At 54.3% G+C, this 22,588-nt stretch carries 23 protein-coding genes and 1 pseudogene; 8 read left to right on the top strand and 16 right to left on the bottom strand.

Going from position 1 to position 22,588, the window contains the following annotated elements:
• Positions 1-19: 19 nt before the first annotated feature.
• The gene (locus tag AUQ42_RS14095) at positions 20-919 is read right to left on the bottom strand and encodes a LysR family transcriptional regulator (RefSeq protein ID WP_068519699.1); all 900 of its coding nucleotides are present in this window, start codon (positions 917-919) and stop codon (positions 20-22) included.
• A 99-nt stretch (positions 920-1,018) separates the two neighbouring features.
• Here AUQ42_RS14095 and AUQ42_RS14090 point away from each other — a divergent pair, with 99 nt between their 5' ends.
• Together AUQ42_RS14090 and AUQ42_RS14085 are read left to right on the top strand one after the other, a co-directional pair.
• Positions 1,019-1,588 carry a GNAT family N-acetyltransferase gene (locus tag AUQ42_RS14090; protein ID WP_068519698.1) on the top strand — a complete coding sequence of 190 codons (570 nt, stop codon included), beginning with the start codon at positions 1,019-1,021 and terminating at the stop codon, positions 1,586-1,588.
• Positions 1,585-2,841 carry an MFS transporter gene (locus tag AUQ42_RS14085; RefSeq protein WP_068519697.1) on the top strand — a complete coding sequence of 419 codons (1,257 nt, stop codon included), beginning with the start codon at positions 1,585-1,587 and terminating at the stop codon, positions 2,839-2,841. Before AUQ42_RS14090 ends, AUQ42_RS14085 begins: the two co-directional genes overlap by 4 nt.
• Positions 2,842-3,077: 236 nt before the next feature.
• Here the strand turns inward: AUQ42_RS14085 and AUQ42_RS14080 are convergent.
• Positions 3,078-4,988, bottom strand: a pseudogene (locus tag AUQ42_RS14080) (propionyl-CoA synthetase); the annotation flags it as partial.
• Positions 4,989-5,368: 380 nt separating this feature from the next.
• On the bottom strand, positions 5,369-5,533 hold the full coding sequence (locus tag AUQ42_RS15685) for a YdcH family protein (RefSeq protein ID WP_082817874.1): 165 nt from the start codon (positions 5,531-5,533) through the stop codon (positions 5,369-5,371).
• A gap of 115 nt (positions 5,534-5,648) precedes the next feature.
• Here AUQ42_RS15685 and AUQ42_RS14070 point away from each other — a divergent pair, with 115 nt between their 5' ends.
• A complete protein-coding gene (locus tag AUQ42_RS14070; protein ID WP_068519694.1) occupies positions 5,649-6,266 on the top strand; it encodes a UbiX family flavin prenyltransferase in 618 nt (205 codons plus the stop codon).
• A 15-nt stretch (positions 6,267-6,281) separates the two neighbouring features.
• Here AUQ42_RS14070 and AUQ42_RS14065 read toward each other — a convergent pair whose 3' ends face one another.
• The gene (locus AUQ42_RS14065) at positions 6,282-6,752 is read right to left on the bottom strand and encodes a TIGR02444 family protein (RefSeq protein ID WP_068519741.1); all 471 of its coding nucleotides are present in this window, start codon (positions 6,750-6,752) and stop codon (positions 6,282-6,284) included.
• Positions 6,753-6,790: 38 nt separating this feature from the next.
• A complete protein-coding gene (locus AUQ42_RS14060; RefSeq protein WP_068519693.1) occupies positions 6,791-7,897 on the bottom strand; it encodes an ATP-dependent 6-phosphofructokinase in 1,107 nt (368 codons plus the stop codon).
• 154 nt (positions 7,898-8,051) lie between these two features.
• Here AUQ42_RS14060 and AUQ42_RS14055 point away from each other — a divergent pair, with 154 nt between their 5' ends.
• The gene (locus AUQ42_RS14055; RefSeq protein ID WP_068519692.1) at positions 8,052-8,258 is read left to right on the top strand and encodes a YdcH family protein; all 207 of its coding nucleotides are present in this window, start codon (positions 8,052-8,054) and stop codon (positions 8,256-8,258) included.
• A gap of 195 nt (positions 8,259-8,453) precedes the next feature.
• On the opposite strand, the gene AUQ42_RS14050 is transcribed toward AUQ42_RS14055, so the two are convergent.
• Positions 8,454-9,290, bottom strand: coding sequence for a diguanylate cyclase domain-containing protein (locus tag AUQ42_RS14050; protein WP_228196486.1), 837 nt, complete (start codon positions 9,288-9,290; stop codon positions 8,454-8,456).
• Positions 9,291-9,552: 262 nt separating this feature from the next.
• On the opposite strand from AUQ42_RS14050, the gene purE reads away from it, so the two are divergent.
• The 3 genes from purE to AUQ42_RS14035 all read left to right on the top strand — a co-directional run bounded on the left by purE (position 9,553) and on the right by AUQ42_RS14035 (position 12,122).
• Positions 9,553-10,053 (top strand): 5-(carboxyamino)imidazole ribonucleotide mutase, encoded by a 501-nt coding sequence (gene purE, locus AUQ42_RS14045; RefSeq protein WP_068519690.1) that lies wholly within the window; start codon positions 9,553-9,555, stop codon positions 10,051-10,053.
• 114 nt (positions 10,054-10,167) lie between these two features.
• Positions 10,168-11,256 carry a 5-(carboxyamino)imidazole ribonucleotide synthase gene (locus AUQ42_RS14040; protein ID WP_068519689.1) on the top strand — a complete coding sequence of 363 codons (1,089 nt, stop codon included), beginning with the start codon at positions 10,168-10,170 and terminating at the stop codon, positions 11,254-11,256.
• 125 nt (positions 11,257-11,381) lie between these two features.
• Positions 11,382-12,122 (top strand): thermonuclease family protein, encoded by a 741-nt coding sequence (locus AUQ42_RS14035; protein ID WP_231856775.1) that lies wholly within the window; start codon positions 11,382-11,384, stop codon positions 12,120-12,122.
• A 112-nt stretch (positions 12,123-12,234) separates the two neighbouring features.
• Here AUQ42_RS14035 and AUQ42_RS14030 read toward each other — a convergent pair whose 3' ends face one another.
• The 4 genes from AUQ42_RS14030 to AUQ42_RS16015 form a co-directional block, all read right to left on the bottom strand.
• A complete protein-coding gene (locus AUQ42_RS14030; RefSeq protein WP_068519687.1) occupies positions 12,235-12,930 on the bottom strand; it encodes a COQ9 family protein in 696 nt (231 codons plus the stop codon).
• Positions 12,931-13,536, bottom strand: a complete 606-nt coding sequence (gene def / locus AUQ42_RS14025) for a peptide deformylase (protein ID WP_068519686.1) — start codon at positions 13,534-13,536, stop codon at positions 12,931-12,933.
• A 145-nt stretch (positions 13,537-13,681) separates the two neighbouring features.
• Complete coding sequence (locus tag AUQ42_RS14020) at positions 13,682-14,914, bottom strand: HlyD family secretion protein (RefSeq protein WP_068519685.1); 1,233 nt, start codon at positions 14,912-14,914, stop codon at positions 13,682-13,684.
• A complete protein-coding gene (locus AUQ42_RS16015) occupies positions 14,907-15,446 on the bottom strand; it encodes a hypothetical protein (RefSeq protein ID WP_231856774.1) in 540 nt (179 codons plus the stop codon). The genes AUQ42_RS14020 and AUQ42_RS16015 overlap by 8 nt, the downstream gene beginning before the upstream one ends.
• Before the next feature lie 366 nt (positions 15,447-15,812).
• Between AUQ42_RS16015 and rpsU the strand changes: the two genes are divergently transcribed.
• The gene (gene rpsU / locus AUQ42_RS14010) at positions 15,813-16,016 is read left to right on the top strand and encodes a 30S ribosomal protein S21 (RefSeq protein ID WP_008891676.1); all 204 of its coding nucleotides are present in this window, start codon (positions 15,813-15,815) and stop codon (positions 16,014-16,016) included.
• A 143-nt stretch (positions 16,017-16,159) separates the two neighbouring features.
• Here the strand turns inward: rpsU and AUQ42_RS14005 are convergent, their stop codons facing one another.
• From AUQ42_RS14005 to AUQ42_RS13980, 6 genes are all read right to left on the bottom strand, one after another.
• Positions 16,160-16,747: a hypothetical protein gene (locus AUQ42_RS14005; protein WP_068519684.1), complete on the bottom strand. Its 588-nt coding sequence runs from the start codon at positions 16,745-16,747 to the stop codon at positions 16,160-16,162.
• Positions 16,748-16,907: 160 nt separating this feature from the next.
• The gene (locus tag AUQ42_RS14000; protein ID WP_068519683.1) at positions 16,908-17,780 is read right to left on the bottom strand and encodes a DUF4435 domain-containing protein; all 873 of its coding nucleotides are present in this window, start codon (positions 17,778-17,780) and stop codon (positions 16,908-16,910) included.
• A gap of 2 nt (positions 17,781-17,782) precedes the next feature.
• Positions 17,783-19,144: an AAA family ATPase gene (locus AUQ42_RS13995; protein WP_197460856.1), complete on the bottom strand. Its 1,362-nt coding sequence runs from the start codon at positions 19,142-19,144 to the stop codon at positions 17,783-17,785.
• A 127-nt stretch (positions 19,145-19,271) separates the two neighbouring features.
• Positions 19,272-20,669 (bottom strand): NAD(P)(+) transhydrogenase (Re/Si-specific) subunit beta, encoded by a 1,398-nt coding sequence (locus tag AUQ42_RS13990; RefSeq protein ID WP_068519681.1) that lies wholly within the window; start codon positions 20,667-20,669, stop codon positions 19,272-19,274.
• Between the two features lie 12 nt (positions 20,670-20,681).
• Complete coding sequence (locus AUQ42_RS13985; RefSeq protein ID WP_068519680.1) at positions 20,682-21,113, bottom strand: NAD(P) transhydrogenase subunit alpha; 432 nt, start codon at positions 21,111-21,113, stop codon at positions 20,682-20,684.
• Complete coding sequence (locus AUQ42_RS13980) at positions 21,106-22,269, bottom strand: Re/Si-specific NAD(P)(+) transhydrogenase subunit alpha (protein WP_068519679.1); 1,164 nt, start codon at positions 22,267-22,269, stop codon at positions 21,106-21,108. Before AUQ42_RS13980 ends, AUQ42_RS13985 begins: the two co-directional genes overlap by 8 nt.
• Positions 22,270-22,588 lie beyond the last annotated feature (319 nt).

Genomic DNA, 22,588 nt, shown 5'->3' with positions numbered 1-22,588 from the left:
GCACGCGTCCCCGCATTTGTCAGGACGACTTGCGGGTTTGCGCTGCTGCCATCAGGCTGTTGCGGACTTCGCGCAATGCCGGGGTCAGTGTTTTATCCCGGCGCATGACGATTGCCAGTTCACGCGATAATGGCGGATTAAGCCGCCGGGTCGTAACCGGAAACTGGGTGCGGCCCGGGCGTGCGCCCATTTCCGGCAAAATCGTCGCGCCGATCCCAGCCCCGACCAGTTCCTTGATGGCTTCGACACTGCCAAGTTCCATGATCGAATGTCCGGCAACCCCGGCATCACGCAGCCAGTCATCAACAAGGGTTCTGGTCAAACCACCGCGTTCATAAAGCACCAGCGGCTGGGTTTCGAGATCCCGGGGGTGAATAATATCGGGCACATCCGCATCCCCGGCAAAGATCGCCACGAACGGATCGGTCATGACCGGCATGATCGACAGGCTTCTGCCGCTGCACGGCATGGTTACCAGCCCGATATCAAGCTGGTTGTCTTCGATCGCGCGGACAATGTCGCTGGTATTGCCGGTGCGCACCATGATTTCGAGCTTCGGATAGGCCCGTTGCAGTTTTTCCAGAATGGCAGGCAGAAAATAGATACAGGCCGTTGCCCCGGTGCCAATCCGCACCTGACCGGCCGGGCCATTGGCAAAGCTTGAAACCGCATCCAGTGCAGAACGGATCGATGCATCAATCCCGCCAATATGGGCCAGCAATGCCTGCCCGGCAGCGGTTGGTTCGGCCCGCTTACCCACCCGTTCAATCAGCTTGACGCCAAGCCGTTCTTCAAGCTGGCGCACCTGCTGGCTGATCGCGGGCTGGCTCAGATTAAGTTTGGCGGCGGCTGCCGAAAAGCTGCCAAGTGCGACCACATCGGCAAAGGCATGAAGCTGATCAAGATTAAGGGCGCGCATATCAAACTTTTCCTTATGACATGCATAAGATTTCAAAACTTACGTTATGATAGAATTCGCCGTACTGTCTGGTCAAACAAATCAACACCGGACAATAAAATGTGCCTGACAACCAGCGACCCGATCCCAGTTACCCGCATAACCGTGCGCGATGCATGCGACGCAGATATGGCGCACATCACCGCGATTTATCGCCACCATGTGCTGACCGGGACGGCATCGTTCGAAGAAATTCCGCCATCACAGGATGAAATCACCAGCCGGTTTCATGCAATCCGTGACAAGGGAATGCCCTATCTGGTGGCGATCAATGATCGGAACATCGTCGGATATTGCTATGCCAGTTCCTATCGTCCGCGCACGGCCTATCGCCATACGGTGGAAAATTCGATCTATGTGGCCCCGGATTGCGCCGGTCAGGGTGTCGGCAGTCTTTTGATGGGTCATCTGATCGAGCGTTGCGAAAACGGTCCCTGGCGTCAGATGGTCGCAGCGATCGGCGACAGCGCCAATCACGCATCGATTACCCTTCATCGCAAATTCGGGTTTGAGCAAACCGGCGTTTTCCATAATGTCGGCTTCAAGTTTGGGCGCTGGCTTGATTCCATTCTGATGCAACGATCCCTTGGCGACGACAAGCCGGTTCTTCCCGGTCCGCTCGACAAATGATCCGGCCCCGCACTGTTATTGCCCTTGGCCTTGCCCAATTGATCAGTTGGGGGACGGCCTATTACCTGATCGGGAATTTCGGTGCGATCATTGCCGCACGACATGGCTGGGACAGTGCAGTCGTCTATGCCGGGTTTTCATCGGCACTTTTGGTCATGGGGATCTGTTCGTCGACATGCGGGTGGTTGATTGACCAATGGGGCGGACGGCCGGTGATGCTGGCGGGATCGGTGCTTAACGCGCTTGGTTGTTTGACGCTGGCCTTTGCCGATCAGATCATCTGGCATTTCGTTGGCTGGATCATTCTGGGCATTGCCATGCGCGCGACGCTTTATGACGCGGCCTTTGCCACACTGGCGCGCATCGGCGGTCCGAATGCCGGTCGGGCCATGGGACAGATCACCCTGTTTGGCGGACTTGCATCCACCGTGTTCTGGCCGGTCGGTCATCTGATCGAAAGCCAGTTTGGCATCACCACCGCCCTTGCAAGCTATGCCGGATTTGCCCTTTTGACGGTTCCGCTGCATTTGATGCTGCCGCCGGCTTCGCCCAACAATGACGATGAAACCAACACCGCCGCCTCATCGTCACCAACGGCCCATGCCCCGTCTGGTGATATCGCGGCAAATCCGAAAGTACCAACCCGCGAAGGAACACCGGTAAACAAGCAGCTGTGCGGCATTCTGTATGCGGTGATTGTGACGGTTCTGAATGTCGTCAATGCGGCGATGTCAGCCCATATGATCGCGGTTCTGATCGGGCTTGGCCTGGGCACCGTGATTGCCATTGAAACAGCAAGTCTGCGCGGAATTGGTCAATCGATCGCACGGGCGGCCGAAGTACTGTTTGGCAAACGGCTTGCGCCAACCAGACTGACGGTGCTGGCGACCGCGATCCTGCCGGTTTCCTTTTTGCTGGTTCTGATCGGGGATCCCCATGTGATGGCGGCGATGGCATTCACGTTTTTTTATGGTGCTGCCAACGGTGTTCTGACCATCACGCGCGGGACATTGCCATTGATGATTTTCGGGCGGCGCGGATACGGACAGCAGGTCGGCAGATTGCTGATCCCCGGCTTCTTTTTGTCGGCCATCGCGCCCAGCCTTTATGATCAGCTGATTGCCCGTTTCGGACCGCAATCTGCGATCTGGGCATCAAGCGGGTTGCTTCTGATTGGGTTCATCAGTGCAATCGTCCTGTACCGGATGCTCACCCCCGGTCACACGCGCATCCCGATGGCAGAACAATCCTGACAACCGGCTCTTTCACCAATTCCGGCAACCCCGCACCGAGCTGAGCTGAGCTGAGCTGAGCTGAGCTGAACTGAACTGAACTGAGCCGGACCGGACCGGACCGAACAGGGCCAACACATCCGCCATTCCGACCACGTCCAAGAAAAAACGCCTGCCAATCGGGGATGGCAGGCGCAAGGTGTGCTCTGTGATGAAAGAGCCGGGAGTATCCGTGCTTACGGGATCTTTGGTTGGTGTTATTTCGCGTATCCGATTTCCTTGAGTGCTTCGGCGATTTCCGGAAGGATCGCCGGATCATCAATGGTGGCCGGCGTGTTATAGGTTTCCCCGTCGGCAATCGATCGCATGGTCTTGCGCAGGATTTTGCCAGACCGTGTTTTCGGAAGCCTGTCAACCACGGTTGCCTGCTTGAACGCCGCAACCGGTCCGATCTGATCGCGAACCATGGCGACCACTTCGGCAAGGATGGCATCATGGGGCCGCGTCACACCGGATTTCAGGACGATGAAACCAAGCGGCAATTGCCCCTTAAGATCGTCATGCACCCCAATGACCGCACATTCGGCAACGTCGGGATGACCGGACAGAACTTCTTCCATTGCCCCGGTCGACAGCCGATGCCCGGCGACATTGATGATGTCATCGGTGCGCGACATGACATAGATATAGCCGTCTTCATCAATGAAACCGGCATCACCGGTGGCGTAATAGCCCGGGAATTCTTCGAGATAGGATGACTTGAACCGGTCGTCATTTTGCCAAAGCGTCGGCAAGGTGCCGGGCGGCAATGGCAGCTTGGCGGCCAATGCGCCGATCTGTCCGCGTTCAAGCGGTTTGCCCGCCTCGTCAAGAACCTGAACATCCCAGCCACAGGCTGCAACCGTCGGCGATCCGTACTTGATCGGCAACAATTCAATGCCGCGCGGATTGGCACAGATCGACCAGCCGGTTTCGGTTTGCCACCAGTGATCAATCACCGGCACGCCAAGGCTTTTTTCCGCCCATTGCAGGGTATCGGGATCGGACCGTTCACCGGCCAGATACAGCGCCTTGAGACAGCCAAGATCGTAATTCGCCATATGGGCGGCTTTGGGGTCGTCACGCTTGATCGCACGAAATGCGGTTGGCGCGGTGAACAGGACCTTGACCCTGTGTTGGGAAATCACCCGCCAGAAGGCACCGGCATCGGGGGTGCCGACCGGCTTGCCTTCATACATCACGGTCGTGCAGCCTGCCAGAAGCGGCGCATAGACAATATAGGAATGCCCGACCACCCAGCCGACATCGGACGCCGCCCAGTACACATCACCGGCTTCGACGTCATAGATGTTTTTCATCGACCAGTGCAGGGCAACCATATGGCCGCCATTGTCGCGGACAACGCCCTTGGGCTGACCGGTTGTCCCGGACGTATAAAGAATATAAAGCGGATCGGTCGCCGCCACCGGCACACAATCCGATGGCGCGGCCTTGGCACATTCCACGGTCCAGTCAAAATCCCGCCCGGGGATCAGCAAGGCGTCACATTGCGGGCGCTGGTACAGAATGACCGATGACGGTTTATGGTCGGCAAGTTCGATCGCACGATCAAGAAGCGGTTTGTATTCAATGATGCGCGATCCTTCGATGCCGCAACTGGCCGTCAGGATCAGTTTCGGTTTGGCATCATTGATGCGCGTGGCAAGTTCGTTTGATGCAAACCCGCCAAACACCACCGAATGCACAGCCCCGATGCGCGCGCACGCCAACATTGCCATCGCGGCCTGCGGGATCATCGGCATGTAGATGATTACCCGGTCGCCCTTGGTCACACCGCGTGCATGCAGGGCTCCGGCAAGGCGGGCCACATCGTCGCGCAGATGGCGATAGGTGATTTTTTCGACCGTGTTGGTGACCGGGCTGTCATAGATCAGGGCCGTTTGATCCCCGCGCCCGTTTTCGATATGCCGGTCAAGCGCGTTATAGCAGGTATTGACCTCGCCGCCGGTGAACCATCGGTAAAACGGCACATTGCTGTCATCAAGAACGCGGTCCCATTTGCGGTACCATGTGATGTTTTCGGCAGCTTCTGCCCAGAAACCTTCCTTGTCAGCAAGGGAGCGATCATAGGTTTCCTGATAACGACCAGTCATTGGCGAAAATTCCTCCCGCGATGATGGATCTTGTGCCCATACGGACCGCGTTTTTGTGGCGAGCGATTAAATCGGCATCATAATACCTATTTAATGCGCACTTACCCCTTAGACATTGGTAGAGCGTCGGTATTCCGCCATTTTCTGCGGATTAAAATCACTAAAATCCATTGCGCCGTGATCGGCTTGGGCCGCACGCGCGTATCGGATCAGGTGTCATCAGTGATGCGGGAATGTCGCCAGGCGCTTTGAAGCGCAGACATAAAGTTGCCGCCTCACGCGTGGGCGACAATCGGAGGCGGCAAAAGCAAGAGTTAGGAAATCTGTGAGGTCGTCAAACCGTCTGCATGGTTGATCGCATGTTTTTCATCACGCGTTTGGCCATGCTCAAACGGCTAATGGTTTATTCGGTTTATCTCGTCCTTGATTTCAAGCTTGCGACGTTTAATGTCTGCGACAAGGGAATCATCGGGCGCCGGTCGGCGCGTCTCGAGGTGGAGTTCCTGCTCAAGTGCAGCATGTTTGGCAGTAAGAGCTTCGATATGGCTTTGAACGCTCATTCGCCTACTCCTTATATCTGACATTGCCCACAAGAAGATGGTATTAATTTCGTAACATGATTTCCAGTGTTTCAATCACAATCGTGAACCAGAACACAGTCCAGCAAGGATCGGCATGACGCAAAAAGATCGACTTATCATCGGCATAACCGGCGCATCGGGTGTGATTTACGGCATACGTTTTTTAGAATTGCTCAAAAACACACCAATCGAGACTCATCTGGTTCTTTCGAAGGCAGCCGAACGCACCATCGCCTATGAGACCGATTTTAAAATCCGCGATATCAAGGAGATGGCAAACGTCATCCATGACAATGCCGACATTGGTGCATCCATTGCGTCGGGATCGTTCCGGGCACGCGGGATGGTGGTTGCCCCCTGCTCGATGAAGTCCCTGGCCGAGGTCGCAAGCGGAGTCGCCGATAATCTGATCGCGCGTGCAGCTGACGTGATGCTCAAGGAACGCCGCCGTCTGGTGCTGATGGTGCGCGAAACCCCGCTGCATGCCGGGCACATCCGCAACATGGCGCAGGCCACTGAAAACGGTGCGATCATTGCCCCGCCGGTTCCGGCCTTTTATGCCCGGCCGCAATCGCTTGATGAAATGGTCACGCAAAGTTGCGGGCGGGTACTTGATCTGTTTGATATCGATTTGCCCGACACCGCACGCTGGGGCGATGAGGATGCCGCCAATCACATCCCGGTCACCGGCAAGCCGAAAAACCGGGCCTGATCGTTCATCGTGGCCTCAGGCCCCGACCAACCCCATCAGCGAGATCAGGCGATTTAGCGCCTGATCACATTCGCCCTGTTCCAGATCGAACCGGGTGGGCGACAGATATGCCCGTGCCCCGGCAAACGGGTCATCCGACGGGATCGGCGTTACCGCGTCACACAGGATATGCTGTTCAATCCGTTCTGCCTGCAATTCGTCTGATTTGACCTTTTGGCGCAGTTCCTGGGCGGTTGCGCGCGGGTCATCACGCAAAAAGCGTCTGGTTTGGCGCAACGGAACGATCACATTGTCGCGCCAGTCCCGCACGGCTTCTTCCAGGGCGCTGACGCTGTGCGGTGCCAATCCTTTCTGACCAAGAAAGAACATGAACAGCAGCATGTTCACATCCAGACCACAGCGTTCCTGCAATTCCAGACACAGCTTTGCCACACCGTCGCGACCATACATCCCGACCGTAAAGGTCCAGACTTCATCCTGATCCATTGTTACCTGCTCGTATCGTTTTTTGTTTTGTCTGATCATCACACGGTTTTTGCCGTGCGCGCGACCTTTGGCGGATGCCCGAGATAAGCACCAAGCCCCTTTGCCGTCGAGACCATCGTGCCCGCCGTATCAACCAGACGCGGACCGACAATAACATCGGCCATCGCCACATCGACAACCTTGCGCTTTGACCAGGCGACAACCCGGTCAAACTTCTGGTCGGCAATCAGATCGACCGCATGAACCCCAAAGGCCGATGCAATCACCCGGTCACGCGGCGATGGCGTTCCGCCGCGCTGAACATGCCCGAGAACAGTAACCCGCGTGTCCCAGCCCGTACGCGCACCAAGTTCATCGGCCAGCCAGTGCCCGATCCCGCCATAGCGGACCTTTTGGCCGTCATCGCCCTGGGTCACGGCCGCCCCGTCATCGCGTTTGACCGCCTCGGCGACAATCACCAGCGCATGGTTGCGCCCGCGTTTACGGATATTGAGACAATGTTCGGTCAACGCATCAAGATCGTAATCCATTTCCGGGATCAGAATGGCATCCGCCCCACCCGCAACCCCGGCAAACAACGCAATATGCCCGGCATCGCGCCCCATGACTTCAAGGATCATGATGCGATCGTGTGATGCGGCAGTCGGTTGCAGGCGGTCCAGTGCCTCGACCGCGACATTGACCGCGGTGGTAAAGCCGACCGAATATTCGGTCTGGGCCAGATCGTTATCGATGGTTTTGGGAATACCGACCAGATTGATGCCCCCCATCTGGGCCAGCCGATGCAGGATCGCCATGCTGCCATCCCCGCCAACCCCGATCAGCGCATCCAGTCCAAGCTTGTGATAGCCATCAATCACTTCCTGCGAGCGGTCGGCAAAACTGCCATCGGGCATCGGATAATGAAACGGATCGCCTTTGTTGATCGTGCCAAGAATGGTCCCGCCAAGACGCAACATGCCGTCATTATTGACCTGATCATTAAGATCAATCGCCTGGGGCGGGTCCTGCATCAGGCCGTGCGTGCCCTGACGGATACCGACAACATCCCAGCCATAACCAAGAACCGCACGGCGCACGACCGCTAGAATAACAGCATTCAGTCCGGCGCAATCGCCACCACTGGTCAAAATCCCGATCCGCATGTGTTTCCTTCCCAAGGTCGCCATCATTATTTTAAGTTCCGGACCCTGATTTCAGGGTCCCGCCCGCAAAGGGTGATACAAATCATATGGGTTGCCCACCTCAATTCTGGTATTATCAGAATCCCTTCGCGTTGATTATTAAGCTGGATCAAAAATGGACGAAATCAATCAGATCGAGATTGAAAAGAAACTTCTTTCATTGCGCGAGGAACACCGCGATCTTGATATCGCCATCGAACAGATGGTTCAGGCCCCGCACCATGACCAATTGCGTCTGGGCCGCATGAAAAAGCGCAAACTCGCGTTAAAAGATGAAATTCGCTATGTCGAGTCGCAACTCGTGCCCGACATTATTGCCTGACCGGGCCGGCAATTGCACCCGCGTGGGGCGCCGATTTTGCCCATACGCGAAAGCGCCCCGACACCCTGTAAAAATTTGATCCGAACCGCACCCCGACCGTCGATTGACGATGCGGGGTTTGTGTTTTTGAAGACCACACAAAAAAACATGCAAGGCCAAGCCTTGCATCGGGCATTCAATCCATATGCGAAGCAATCAGATGCCGTAAGGGATACGGTCAAGCTGGGCGAGGCGCATTTCCTTTTGTGCGCGCAAGGCGGCATCCGCAGAATTCAGAACCGACTGGGCCGTATCGCCATTGGTCGCCTGATAAAGGCCAAAGACCGGCACGACATAGATGAATTTGTCGTTATGCGAATAGGGGTTCTGTTCAAGCCAGCGCGTTATCGCATCGGCACGCTGCAACACATCGTCACGATCAACATTATACATCAAGGCAACAAAATCATTGCATCCCAGATAGCCCAGATGATGCGGTGCCATCACGAAATCGGCCATGATTCTGCGGACATAGTTGAACAGGCCGTGTTTGCAGCCCTGTCCGTAGCGCTGAAGAATATCGTCAATATTAAACAGCTCGCAGATCAGAACCGTCCTGTTGGTGCGGTCCGTTCCGATCAGGGAAACTTCGTTTTCAAGGATCTGCATAAAGGTCGGATAGCTGAGCGCCCCGGTAAACGGATCACGGCCTTCGGTGCGGGCCAAACGTGCCTGCCGCTTTTTCAGTTCATTGACATTTTCCGTCAGACTGTTGATGCGCACCATCAACCGGCCGATGGCCTGTTCAACGGCCGGGGTTACCTGACTGTCTGGAATGCCAAGGACATTGGCCATATCAGGCGTGTGAAAGGGAACGTCATCCACCGTGTCGGGATGCGTTTCCGTATCGATATCAACCTGATGTTCGCGGCTGGGCGCACGTCGACTTCCGGCATCCCTGCCATAGGCAAGTACACCATACGGATTGGATGGGTATCTGCCATCCCCGCCCCCCATGGAGGGTGTCAACGAACCGGGCCTTGTGACTTTCATGTCTGACCTTCCCGTGCTACCTGCACAGTTATATGAGTGATTGGTAAATAATAAATCAAAAGTACAATCATTTCACATTAATTTTCAATCGACAGTAAGAATAGTATCGCTACCCTTCCGGGTAGCGCGGAATAATTGAAGATCGGACAGGAAAATATAAAGGATTCTGCGGGTCTGGCATGTTGCAAGCAGGCTTGCATGATGGCCCGTGCTGCATATAATGCGGCCCTTCACGAAACCGCCCGAATACGGAGCCGCCAACATGAGCGATCAAACACCGGTCATCGGCATTATCATGGGAAGCCAGTCCGACTGGGAAACCATGAAAAACGCAGCAGATGTCCTCGATGCGCTGAACGTCCCTTACGAAAAGAAAATCGTTTCGGCCCATCGCACCCCTGATCGCCTGTATGACTATGCCAAAACGGCAAAGTCACGCGGCCTTAAGGTCATTATCGCCGGTGCTGGCGGGGCGGCCCACCTTCCGGGCATGGCAGCGGCCATGACGCCGCTTCCGGTGCTGGGTGTGCCGGTTCAAAGCCGCACCCTTAAGGGCCTTGATAGCCTGCTTTCCATCGTGCAGATGCCGGGCGGCGTTCCGGTTGGTACCCTTGCCATCGGATCGGCGGGTGCAAAGAATGCCGGTCTGATGGCCGCCGAAATCATGGCGCTGATGGATGACGGACTTGCCGCACGCCTTGATGACTGGCGCGCAGCCCAGACCGCATCGGTCGCCGACGAACCGGTTGATCCGGCACCATGACCCAAGACAGGCGCGCCCAAACGGGCGCGTTTTTGTTTTGCCCGTCACAGATTTGAAATTGGCCTGACGACAGGCAATGTTTTCCCACCGGGAAGATTTTTGATCGAGGATTAAATGACGCAGGATTTCGACACGCGCATCATCGCACCGGGAAGTACGATTGGCATCATGGGCAACGGCCAGCTTGGCCGTATGGCCGCCTTCTGTGCGGCTAAACTGGGCTATAAGGTCCATGTGTTTGGCCCGGGGGCCGACAGCCCGACCGAACAGGTTTGCGCCAAGGCAACCGTTGCCGATTACACCGATCTGGATGCACTGCGTGCCTTTGCCGAGGATGTTGATGTCGTCACGTTTGAATTTGAAAACGTCCCGCATGACAGCGTAAAGCTGCTTTCTGACCTGGTGCCGGTACGCCCGGGCTGGAAATGCCTGCATATTTCGCAAAACCGCCTGCGTGAAAAGACCTTCTGCAACGACCACGGTATCGGCACCGCCCCGTTCGAAGCTGTCCGTTCGCTTGCCGATCTTGAAGTAGCGGTCGCCAAACTTGGCCGCCCGTCGGTTCTCAAGACCACCGAACTTGGCTATGACGGCAAGGGACAGGTCAAAATCAACGCCGATACCGATTTGGCCGATGCCTGGGACGAGATGAAGGGGGCCGAGGCCATCCTTGAAGGTTTCATTTCCTTTGAGCGTGAAATCTCGGTCATTGTCGCACGCGGCGTTCAGGGTGATACCGCCTGCTTCTGCCCGGTCGAAAACGTGCATACCAACCACATTCTTGATGTGACCGTCGCCCCGGCTGAAATTGCCGACAGCCTGTCAAAAAAGGCCGAAGACATCGCAATCAAGCTGGTCAGTGCGATGGAGTTCGTCGGCCTTCTGGCGGTTGAAATGTTTGTCACCACCGATGGTGACATTCTGGTCAATGAAGTGGCCCCGCGCCCACACAATTCCGGTCACTGGACCATTGATGCCTGCATCACCAGCCAGTTCGAACAGTTCATCCGTGCTGTTTGCGGCCTGCCGCTGGGCGATCCGGCCCACCATTCCAAGGCCCGCATGAAGAACCTTCTGGGTGATGACATCAATGACTGGCAGGCAATTTTGACCGAGCCGAATGCAAAACTGCACCTTTACGGAAAGGCCGAAGCAAAGCCGGGACGCAAAATGGGTCACGTGACCTGGGTTCTTCCCAAATAAAGTGCCCCGACTGTAAGGTCACACGATATTCAAAGCCCCGGACAGCGCATGCGTCCGGGGCTTTTTGTTATGTATTTCATTACGTTACGCATCAATATCGCATCAATATCACCGGCTGGCATTTTATGCCCAGCAGATTGGCATCGGGTTTGCTGTTGATCAGGCAGGAAACTCTTTACGGACTGAACGTGATGAAGAAACTTCTGATCATTGTTGCGATGCTTGCCGGGCTTGGAGCCATCGAAACCCGCCTGAATGGCGCATATGCCGCACCGGGTGCGGCCGGTTTTCCCGAAGTTGTCGAAGGCGACAAGCTTCGTTTTGGCAATCTGATTGTTGAACTGTTTGGCATTCGCGCCCCGAAACCGGGCATGATTTGCCGTGCGGGATCGGTTGAATTCCAGTGCGGTGCCGCCGCATCCCAGGCACTTGATCGCATCATCGACAACTATGCCATCAAATGTCAGCAGGTCTCGGATGTGCAGCTGTTCCCGATGCTGACCGAATGCACCATCGGGCGTAATGACCTGAACCGGCTGATCCTGCGTGCCGGGTGGGCAATGGTCGATATGGTCAGCTGCGACAGCCATCCGAGTTGTGCGACCTATTTGCGCGATCAGGAATTTGCCAAGGAAAACCGCAAGGGCATCTGGATGGGAACGCCGCCGTCCGAACTGGTTGCGCTGGCAGCCAAACCGACCCTTGAAGAAATCCAGTCCGCCGATGACAAGGCAAAGCGCAAAGCCAATGGCGACAGCCCGCGCCATCTTTTCGGATCAGCCTTCACCGTCGATCTGGCCGAGGACATGAAACGCGCAAACGCCCCGGACAGAACGCTTCTGAGTTTTCTTGAAAACACCTTTTAGGTCCGCCTTCCGGACCATCGCCCCCAAAGAGTTCCCGATCCAAAACAAAACGCCACCGCATTGCTGCCGGTGGCGTTTCTGATTTCGTCTTTATGCTTGGCAGCCGTTCGGCTCAGCCCCCGAACTGACGGCGCAGCCGCCCCGGGGTCGGCATGCAATTGGCGACCTTTGCACCAAGCTTGAACGGGGCTGTGGCAAACTTGCCGACCTTGCCCAGCTTGGCGGTGATTTTCGGGATTTGCAGAACATTGCCGATCCGGCGGTCAAGAAACGCCCAGCTGTCGGCATGATCATCGGATGTATCATCCAGCCAGTAAGCCAGCGTCGATCCATACACCCCGGCCAGCAACATGCGCTTGGTGTACCAGTTATGATCGGTCGATGTATCACCGGCGGCAACCCACATCGCATCAACCGTGCCATGGGTCAGTTTAAGCCCAAGGGCAGCATTTTGCGGAAGGGTCATGAAGGCCAGCGCACCGCGCACGGCGTCTTTCTGATTTTCCACCAGATCAAGCCGGGTTTTGACCGCCGTAGCAATCCGGTCGCGGATTTTCATGTTTTCCAGCCCCTTCTCATCAAGGGCGGCGATCATTTTGCGGTCGGTCATTTCGACATAGGTCACAATGGCCTGACGGATACCATTTGGCAGCAATCGGTCCACTTCACCCGGCGCAAGATCAAGATCCTCTGCCCCGGCCAGCAGCGCCTGTCTGGTCCAGCCGTCAAAGGGGATATGTTCAAGGGCGGCCTCGACCAGTGCTTCGCGCTGGGCTTGCAGGCGGCTCATGCTTTCGGACACGGTCATTTATGCCTCCTCGTCAGGTGATCCGGCGTCTTGCGCATCGTCATCACTTCGCGATGCACAAGCCTGCCTGAATGTAGTCTCGGGCGGGTATTCGCGCAATTCTTCGTTAAACCCAAGAAGCGTCATGTCTTCCATACGTTCGGGATACATGACTCCGATCAAATGATCATATTCATGCTGAACGACCCGGGCATGGAACCCACCGGCAATGCGTTCGATTTCTTCGCCCTGTTCATTTAACCCGCGATAACGGATTTTGTTCCAGCGCGGTACCACCCCCTGAAGCCCCGGGATCGACAGGCACCCTTCCCAGCCATCAACGATTTCATCGCCAACCGGTTCGATTTCCGGATTGATCAGAACCGACAGCGGAATGGCCGCATCGTCGGGATCATCGCTTTGGCGCATGGCGGGCACGTAATAGACCATGATCGCCTTTGACTGAAACACCTGTGGTGCCGCAAGGCCAACGCCACCGGCATCCTTCATGGTGTCCTTCATATCAGCAATCAGGCGCTGAATTTCGGGGTCAAGCGGGTCTTCGACCCGGTCGGCGACCTTGCGCAGAACCGGGTGGCCCATCCGGGCAATTTTCAGGATCGACATAGCACTATATCCATCCAAAACCGCCCGGCTGTAAAGCCCCAGCGTGCAAAACATCCCGACGATACCGAACCGTGCAAGCAACACCTGCGATGCCAGCGGTACTCATCCTTGCAATCCTCCGGCGCATCCCGGGAATACCCCATCCCTAGTGCCCGGTCAGAACCAGCGTCTGGATCGGCAATAGCAGGGCCTGAACCCGCAGGAGCAGCGCATGAACCACACCGACGGTCTGCACCATATGCAGGAACAGCCATTCTCCTGTTCCGATATCAGGATTTTCAAGCTGATCATGGGTGTTGGTATAGGCATTACCGGCACATTTGCTGCCAAGCGGCACATCGGCAATCGATTCCGGATAAAGCGGCACCATCTTGACCAGGAACGTACCGGGCTTGGCCCGTTCGGTGATATCAAGCAACTGGTCGCTTGGCCGGAACTGACCGGCGGCGATCACCGGCTGCACATCAATCACCACCATCGGAATGATTTCAAATGGCAGGGACGCACAGGTGACTTCGGTAATCACACCGGTTTTGACCACCTGTGTCGATATCTGGTTAAAGCCGGCCAGGAATATGGTTTCCCCGTCCCGTTCCGGGATCAGGATACCGGCCGGACGCAAGATCGGGCTGACAAAATCCCCGACCTGAAGGGCGAATTGCTGGATATTGCCCTTTACCCCGGCGCGGACCACGGTTTTGGACAAATCAGCCTCGGCCGATCGCAAGGCTGCCTGCGCATTGGCAAGCTGGGCGGGCAGAAGACTGTCAAGCTTGGTCTTGATCACATTCAGGCTGGCCTCGGCGGCATTAAGGCCGCCCTGACGCGTGGTCAATGATACTTCCAACCGTTCGACTTCGCGCCTTGAAACCGCATTGGTGCCGCGCGACAGCAGGTCCGATTTGACCTTCAATTCATCACGCACCTGATTATAGGCCCCGCGCGCCTGTTCGACATTGCCTTCGGCCACGGCAATATCGGCACGCGCCACATCCATCTGGGCACGGATTTCGGCAATACGCTGTTCGGCCATGGCAACGGCTTCGCGTTCGACCCGGTTATCAAGGCGGAATAACGGGTCCCCGGCATCGACATCGTCATCATTATCGACATAAACCTCGACCACGCGCCCGCCCTTTTCCGGCAGAATGGTGATGGTCCGGAAAAAGGACGACACATTGGTTGTCGACGGATGGAAATAGAAAATCAACGTCACCAGACTAAGTGTCAGGATCGCACAGGCCGTAATGCCATAGCGAAGTTCATACCAGACGGAAAACAGGGTTAATTCCTTGCCGATCCTTTTGCCCTGGACATACCGGCGCACCAGAAAATCGGGCAGGATGGTGAACATCGAACACAGAAGAAGCTCAAACATCTTTCGGATTCTCCTGACGCGCGTCCCCGGATGACGGATCAGGGTTGCCTGCCCCGTCCGCCGGTTTCACATCGGTTGTCCCATGTGCCGTTGCTGGTGACGGGTTTGGCGCCGGGGCTCCCGACGGGCTTGACGACGGGCTTGGCGACGGGTTTTGGGTCGCACCACCGGGGCTTATGGTCACCCCCTTGGCCTGCGCCATCGCCATAAGCGCATTGGCGATCGCCTGAATCGGGGAAATGAAATCGGGGAACCGGATCACCGCCAGAACCAGTGCCGCCACCCAGAACACGTTGTTATGGGTAAATAACGCCAAAAGCGTCAGAACACCGATCAACTGAATTTGGGTGTGATTGGCATGATGGGCCAACCGTTCGGGCAAGGCATGGATATTCAGATAAAACGCCCCGATCAAAAACACCGCCAGAATCACAAACCAGACAACACCGACAAACAGGGCATCGGTATCGCCCGGCGCTGTAACAAAGAACGGCGCATGGGCAATTGCCGCTTCGCGCAGACTGTTTTCCATCTGTGGACCCTACCCGTTTTTGAACCAACCTTGCCTTGTGCGTTTTGATATCCGGGGCTGATCACCCTTGGTGGCCCGCGATATATTGAATTTTGTCAACGCATTATAGCAACTTTTGATTTTATTTTTACTATATAATTCACCCAAAGCATCCTATCACAAAACCGACATCGGAAATTCACCTCCCATGCCTTGGCGTTTTGCGGTGCAGGCATGTATAAACGTCAAAGGCGAATATCCCCTTCCCTCTTTTCTTTTTGGCCGGTTTGCACTATATACAGGCCACGGTCAGCTTGACCGTAAATCCAACCGGGGAGCATTCCGCACTCCGGGTGTTTTTGTTTTTTTGAAAGGAGCGTGGTTTCCGTGCAGGTAATCGTTCGCGACAACAATGTCGATCAGGCTCTGAAAGCGCTTAAGAAAAAGATGCAGCGCGAGGGCATTTTCCGTGAGATGAAACTCCGTCGCCACTTTGAAAAGCCGTCGGAGAAGAAAGCTCGCGAAGGGGCGGAAGCAATCCGTCGTGCCCGCAAGCTGGAGCGTAAGCGCATCGAGCGCGAAGGCTTCTAGTCTTTTTCACTTTCGGGGTATCTCGAACGTGACTGTACGATCGAATTTGGCTTGCCAAGTTCGGACCCGTGCGCCAAGCCCGCCTCGGAGCAATCCGGGCGGGTTTGGTTTTTCTGGACTATTGAAACGAGACTGATTTCACATCAGTTTCCCGCCACCCAGGCCCGGATATCATCAAGCATCGTTGGCTCATACCCAATCGGATCGGGCATCGGTTCGGACCGGATGATAATCCCCGACTGGGTGCGATAAACCCGATACACCGTATCTTCCTTGATATCGGTATAGGTCGAACTGCCATATTCGGCATCGACCAGAAAATTCCATTCCGCCAGATAATTGATCAGATCAAGCGCATCGCCCGCCCCAAGCTCATAGGCCCGAAACGGTGCGGTATTTTGCCGCACCACATCGCGATATCGGCCCTCGAACCGCACAAGCTGATAACGGGCATCCATGCCAATGATATTGGCCCATGGCTTCAGCTTGATGAATTCCGCATCAATCCGCCACTGATCGCCAAGGATTTCATAGGTCCCGCTGACACCGGGATCATCGGACACCAGATGCGCGGTAAACACATCCTCGGAAACCGGTTCGAAATAAAGGGCCGCAATCGGGTCTTCATCGGTCAGGCGCACATAGGTCAGAATGTTCAGCCCCATCGACGCGACCAGCGCAATCGACAGAATGACCACCATAAAAAGCGAGACCCTGACTATTCGAAACATATGACCTTCCGATCCATGATGTTCAAATCCTCCGACAGCTTGGGGTTATAAGCAACCACTCCGACGAAAAAAAGGCGGCCCGAAATTCGGCCGCCTAAGGTTTCTACTTTAATAGCAATAGGCTGTCGTGAAGTTACTCAAACTAAAAGCGACGCTGACGCTAGTGTTTCAGTACAGTGTAAGGTTGGTGCTCGTCCTCCCAATCTTGGATTTTACCCATCAATGGGGAGGCCTGAAACTGCGCACTGCCGAAACTCAACCTCCATCCTAACTCAACTTCCGAGCGCCATGTTCGGACATCAGGTTTTCCTGTTTTCCTACACCTCAAGTCGGCGACACATTTTCTCAATGCAATCCCGGTCACTTCAGCCAGATCATGCCCCCTGCATATGTCTTCTGCCGAAAAAGGTTGTCGACGGATAATTTTGTATCGACGCTCCACTTCACTTCTATCTATGCCCGAGCACGATTGGTCGAGAACATCATTTAAGAGCGCAGATTCATCAATGGACAAATCGTCTTCATCGACAAAATTGTATTTGAGTCCCTTAAACTTCAGGTCAACTTGCATGTGATAACGAACCAACCATAGACACCCTATTGGAACGCAGGCATCAAGCACCTTACGTCGAAGAGTTTTACCTGACTTCTCTTCAAAGGCCTTAAGCTTATCTGGATCTGCTCTTTCAAAAATAAAACGATCAAAGGCTTCAGACAGGAAAACAATAACGTCCATATCCCGAACGCCGGTGTCGATTAAATTTTCACTTTGATAATCTGCACCAACAGCGTCCGTATCAATCAACCCGACAACGCCGGGGATTCCTTCTTCGTCCAAAATTTGAATTGCTCCGACAACATTTTCCTTCTTACCTGCTATTACAATCTCGCAGTGCTCATCATCCACGAACGTGTACAATGTTCTTTGATCATTTCTACCTTCTAGTACGAAGAAAGAACTAGTAGCCCCACCACTTCTTTCCATACGAATTTGCTGAGCTACATCTTGAGCTTCTAAATAATTATGCAACATTCTCATTCACCGTCGACACTAGCCAATTCAACGGCGAGATTGCTCCAACGGCCGATCAGCTGCGGAGAATGCGTAGCAATGACTACGTCAAAGCTATTGACTTCAATAATTTTCATCAGGTCTGAAATAAACTTTTTCTGCCACACTACGTGCAAGGATATCTCAGGTTCATCAATTAGTATTAGGCTATCTTCTTTAATCTCAAATAGAAGTTCAAAAAGCATTACAAGCTGGTGCTGCTCACCAGAAGAAAGTTTGCTTAATGCGATCTCGTGACCGGATTTTTGAGATACAACTTGGAAACCGCATTCTCGATTTACTTGCACATACTTATCGAGAAATCGACTGTTTAATATTTCAGTAAATACGGATATTTTTGATTTTATGTCATTAAAGACAGAAAGCTTCTTCTCCGCATCTTCCACGTATATAGAAAGTAGATTAAGGATACCTGGGTCAATTGTACTAGGACGAGCGAGAGGCTCAAACTCCTTCTCAATAACTCCGAAGTTCTGAAGTTCTTCCCTTTTTTTCTCCAACCCAACAAATCTATTCAGTATCTGATCTGTAGAAGACCTCTTTTTTCCATGAGCTTTAATCATTCTGTTCGGAAAAGATCTATCCAACCTCTGAGAAAGACTTGCATATTCCTCTAACTCTTTAAGCAAAAGTCTCTTTAGCTTTTTTGCCTTTTCCTCCACAACCAACTCTGGAGCATATTTTGAACGCCCTTCGTAACGAAAGTCCCTCGCATTCTCTCCGGTAAACCTCAAAAGGCGCTGCGTTTCAACCAAACTACACGACACAGAACCAACAATATCATTCAATACTTCTTTTACTTCAGAATCCTCTTGACCCAACAACCTTGTAGGCAAAAAATCTGCATATCTATGAATTAGTTCCTCGTAGCGTACGGCCTCACCTGTTCTATCATCAGACCAAAACTCTGGTGATATGCGCGTCAAGAACGGCAAGTATTTGCTTACAAGTTTAGCACCTCTAAAAGCCGGAACATCCTGCGGCTCCCAAGTAATCTCCTCCCATCCAGGACGAGATACTGTATAAGTTATACGAGAACTAATTCTTTCGACACCATCTTCAAACAAAGTTTCCTGATCATATCCCTTGTTTATTTTCACCTCTGTTCCATCAGTAAAAGAAAACAACGCATAACTAAAATCAACCGTTGAAAAATATGAATAATGCATATTATAAAATGCATTTATCATCCTAAGACAGACGGTTTTACCTCTCCCGTTCGGTCCTATTACGGCTGTAATTCTTCCATCTACATTCAGGGCTATCGAGTTATCATACACACCAAACAACTCGGACACTTGAAAACTTCTAAGTCTTACAGGCACACCCACCTCCACAACTAAAATATTAACAAATAATAGACAGCACAACCGATTTACATCAAGAGAAAATCATATAAAAAAGGCGGCCCCATTGGAGCCGCCTTCTTCATGTTCGAACCGGATGGCTTGATCAGTTATCGAGATGCATGACGATTTCTTCGCACATCTTTTTGGCATCGCCAAACAGCATCATTGTGTTGTCCTTGAAGAACAGTTCGTTCTGGATGCCAGCGTAACCGGCTGACATGCCGCGTTTGACAAACAGGACCGTTTTGGCCTTTTCAACCTCAAGGATCGGCATGCCAAAGATCGGGCTGGCCGGATCGGTTTTGGCGGCCGGGTTGGTGATGTCGTTGGCCCCGATGACAAAGGCAACGTCGGCGGAACCGAAATCACGGTTGATTTCTTCCATTTCCAGAACGTCGTCATAGGGAACGCTGGCCTCGGCCAGAAGCACGTTCATGTGACCGGGCATACGACCTGCCACCGGATGGATGGCGTAGCGGACATTGACACCCTCGGCCTTGAGGATATCGGCCATTTCACGCAATGCGTGCTGTGCCTGTGCGACCGCCATGCCATAGCCCGGAACGATGATCACGTTCGATGCATTCTTCATGATGAAGGCCGCATCATCGGCCGATCCGGATTTGACCGCACGATCGCCATCACCGCCACCAGCAGCGGCAGCTTCACCTTCGGCACCAAAGCCGCCAAAGATGACGTTGAAGATCGAACGGTTCATGCCCTTGCACATGATGTAGGACAGGATCGCCCCCGAAGCACCCACCAACGCACCGGTAATGATCAGCGCGTTGTTTTGCAGGGTAAAGCCGATGCCACATGCTGCCCAACCGGAATAGGAGTTCAGCATGGAAACAACGACCGGCATGTCCGCCCCGCCAATCGGAATGATCAGCGTGATACCCAGAACAAGCGCCAGCGCAACCAGGATCCAGAAGGCCGTATGGCTTTCGGTTGCAACAAGGATGATGGCAAAGACAACAATGCCGATCCCGATGCACAGGTTCAGCATATGCTGCCCCGGGAAGCGTACCGGCGTCCCCGAAACAATGCCCTGCAACTTGCCGAATGCAACCAGCGATCCGGTAAAGGTAATCGCACCGATGGCAACGCCAAGCCCCATTTCAATCAGGCTGGCTGCACCGATATTGCCCGCCGTTCCGATGCCATAGGCACCGGGCGAATACAGGGCCGCACCGGCAACAAACACCGCTGCCAGACCGACAAGCGAATGGAAGGCCGCGACAAGCTGTGGCAAGGCGGTCATCTGGATTTTAAGGGCGATCACCGTACCGATCGCACCGCCAATCAGGATGCCGACAATGATGGTGGTATAAGACAGCACCGCCGGGGATGCCAGCGTGGTAAAGATGGCAATTGCCATACCCACCATGCCAAGGATGTTCCCGGTCCGGGCCGATTCAGGTGACGAAAGTCCGCGCAACGACAGGATGAAGCAGACCGAGGCCACCAGATACAGGAAAGCCGAAAGGTTTTCCGACATTGTGTGTTCCCCCTACTTCTTTTTCTTGAACATATGCAGCATGCGCTGGGCGACGATAAAGCCGCCAAAGATGTTGACCGATGCCAACACCACCGCGATGAAGCCCATCATCTTGGAGAAGTTCATCTCCACCGGGCCTGCTGCAAGAAGTGCACCGACAATAATCACCGACGAAATGGCGTTGGTAACCGCCATCAGGGGTGAATGAAGGGCCGGGGTGACTTTCCACACCACGTAATAGCCGACAAAACAGGCCAGTACGAACACGGTCAGACCAAGAACCGTCGGGCTGACGCCCGTTCCCTGGACTGCGACCGTGGCGGTGTTTGCTGCGTCGGTTGCGCCACTTGCCAGACTGTCGGCAAGCTTTGCGGCCTTTTCTGCCAGACCAAGGGCGGCATCACGCAGTTCATTTGCATTCTGGGCTACGGATTGATCAGCCATTTGCGACCTCCTCCCCGCCGAATTTCGGATGGACGACCTTTCCGTCATGGGTGAGCCTGGTTTCGGCGATGATCTGGTCTTCGCCGTCAAACACCAGTGCGCCCTTGTCCTTGTCGACAGAAAGGGTAATGAAGTTCAAAAGGTTCTTGGCATACATCGCGGTTGCATCGGTCGCGACCGAGCTTGTGATATTTGCCGGACCGATCAGCTTTACGCCATTGTCAGTCAGAACCGTTTCGCCAAGCTTCACACCGGCAACGTTGCCACCGCGTTCCGCGGCCAGATCAATGATCACCGAACCCGGTTTCATGCCGGCAACCATGTCGGCTGTGACAATTTCCGGGGCCGGACGACCGGGAATAAGGGCGGTCGTAATGACGATGTCGGTCTTGGCCAGAACTTCCTTGAGCTTCTCGGCCTGCTTTTTCTTGTAGTCGTCCGACATTTCCTTGGCATAGCCGCCAGAGGTTTCTGCATCCGATGCATTGTCGTCTTCGACTTCGATAAAGGTACCGCCAAGCGACTGGACCTGTTCCTTTACCGCCGGGCGCACGTCAAATGCCGACACAACGGCACCAAGGCGCTTGGCCGTTGCAATGGCCTGAAGGCCCGCAACACCGGCCCCGACCACAACAACACGGGCGGGCGGCAAGGTGCCGGCCGCCGTCATCATCATCGGATAGATCCGGCCGAACTCATGGGCGGCATCAAGAACCGCGCGATATCCGGCAAGGTTGGATTGCGACGACAGAACGTCCATCGACTGTGCACGCGAAATACGCGGCATCAGTTCCATGGAATAGCCATCAACCCCGGCCTTGGCCATCGCATCGATCAGGTCTTTGCGGTCATAGGGCTCAAGCAGGGCAACAACAGCAGCCCCCTTTTTATAAGCCGTCAATTCGTTGGTTTTGCCATCAATGACAGGTGGGCGAACCTTGAAGATGACATCGGCATCCTTCACGGTCGTTTTCATTGTCTTGGCAATGGTTGCACCGGCATCGACAAAGCGATCATCCGGTATGGCGGCGTCAATTCCGGCACCAGCCTCAATTGCGACGTCGAACCCCAGAGCCTTCAGCTTCTTGACGGTCTCTGGTGTGACGGCAACGCGCTTCTCTCCGGGCCATATTTCCTTTGGAACGGCCAGTTTCATCGCGTTAGACCTCCTTCCCTAATGTAATGGTAAGCACGGTAATTCTTGTTGTTATTGCGAAGTAACCGGTTTCAGAATGTCATCACGCATTCTGTTTTGATCCGGCTACCGGCACCCTTGCCCGGAAAGAAAAAAGGCGGTTCTTCCAGCTAACGCAGAAGAAACCGCCCACTTTCCCACCACGCATTCCGAGGCATAAAGCCTTGGTGACATGTCAGGTCCCACCCGCCATTGGTGCTCAGGACAAACAATCAATGACGCCCCGCCATGTCTGCGTTGAAAGCAAGATGCGATTTCCCACCAACAACCACAATATCAA

The sequence above is a fragment of the Thalassospira sp. MCCC 1A02491 genome, from assembly GCF_001613785.1.
Lineage (GTDB): Bacteria > Pseudomonadota > Alphaproteobacteria > Rhodospirillales > Thalassospiraceae > Thalassospira > Thalassospira povalilytica.
Note: the sequence above shows the minus strand (reverse complement) of the source record. Positions and strands in the feature narration are given on the sequence as shown.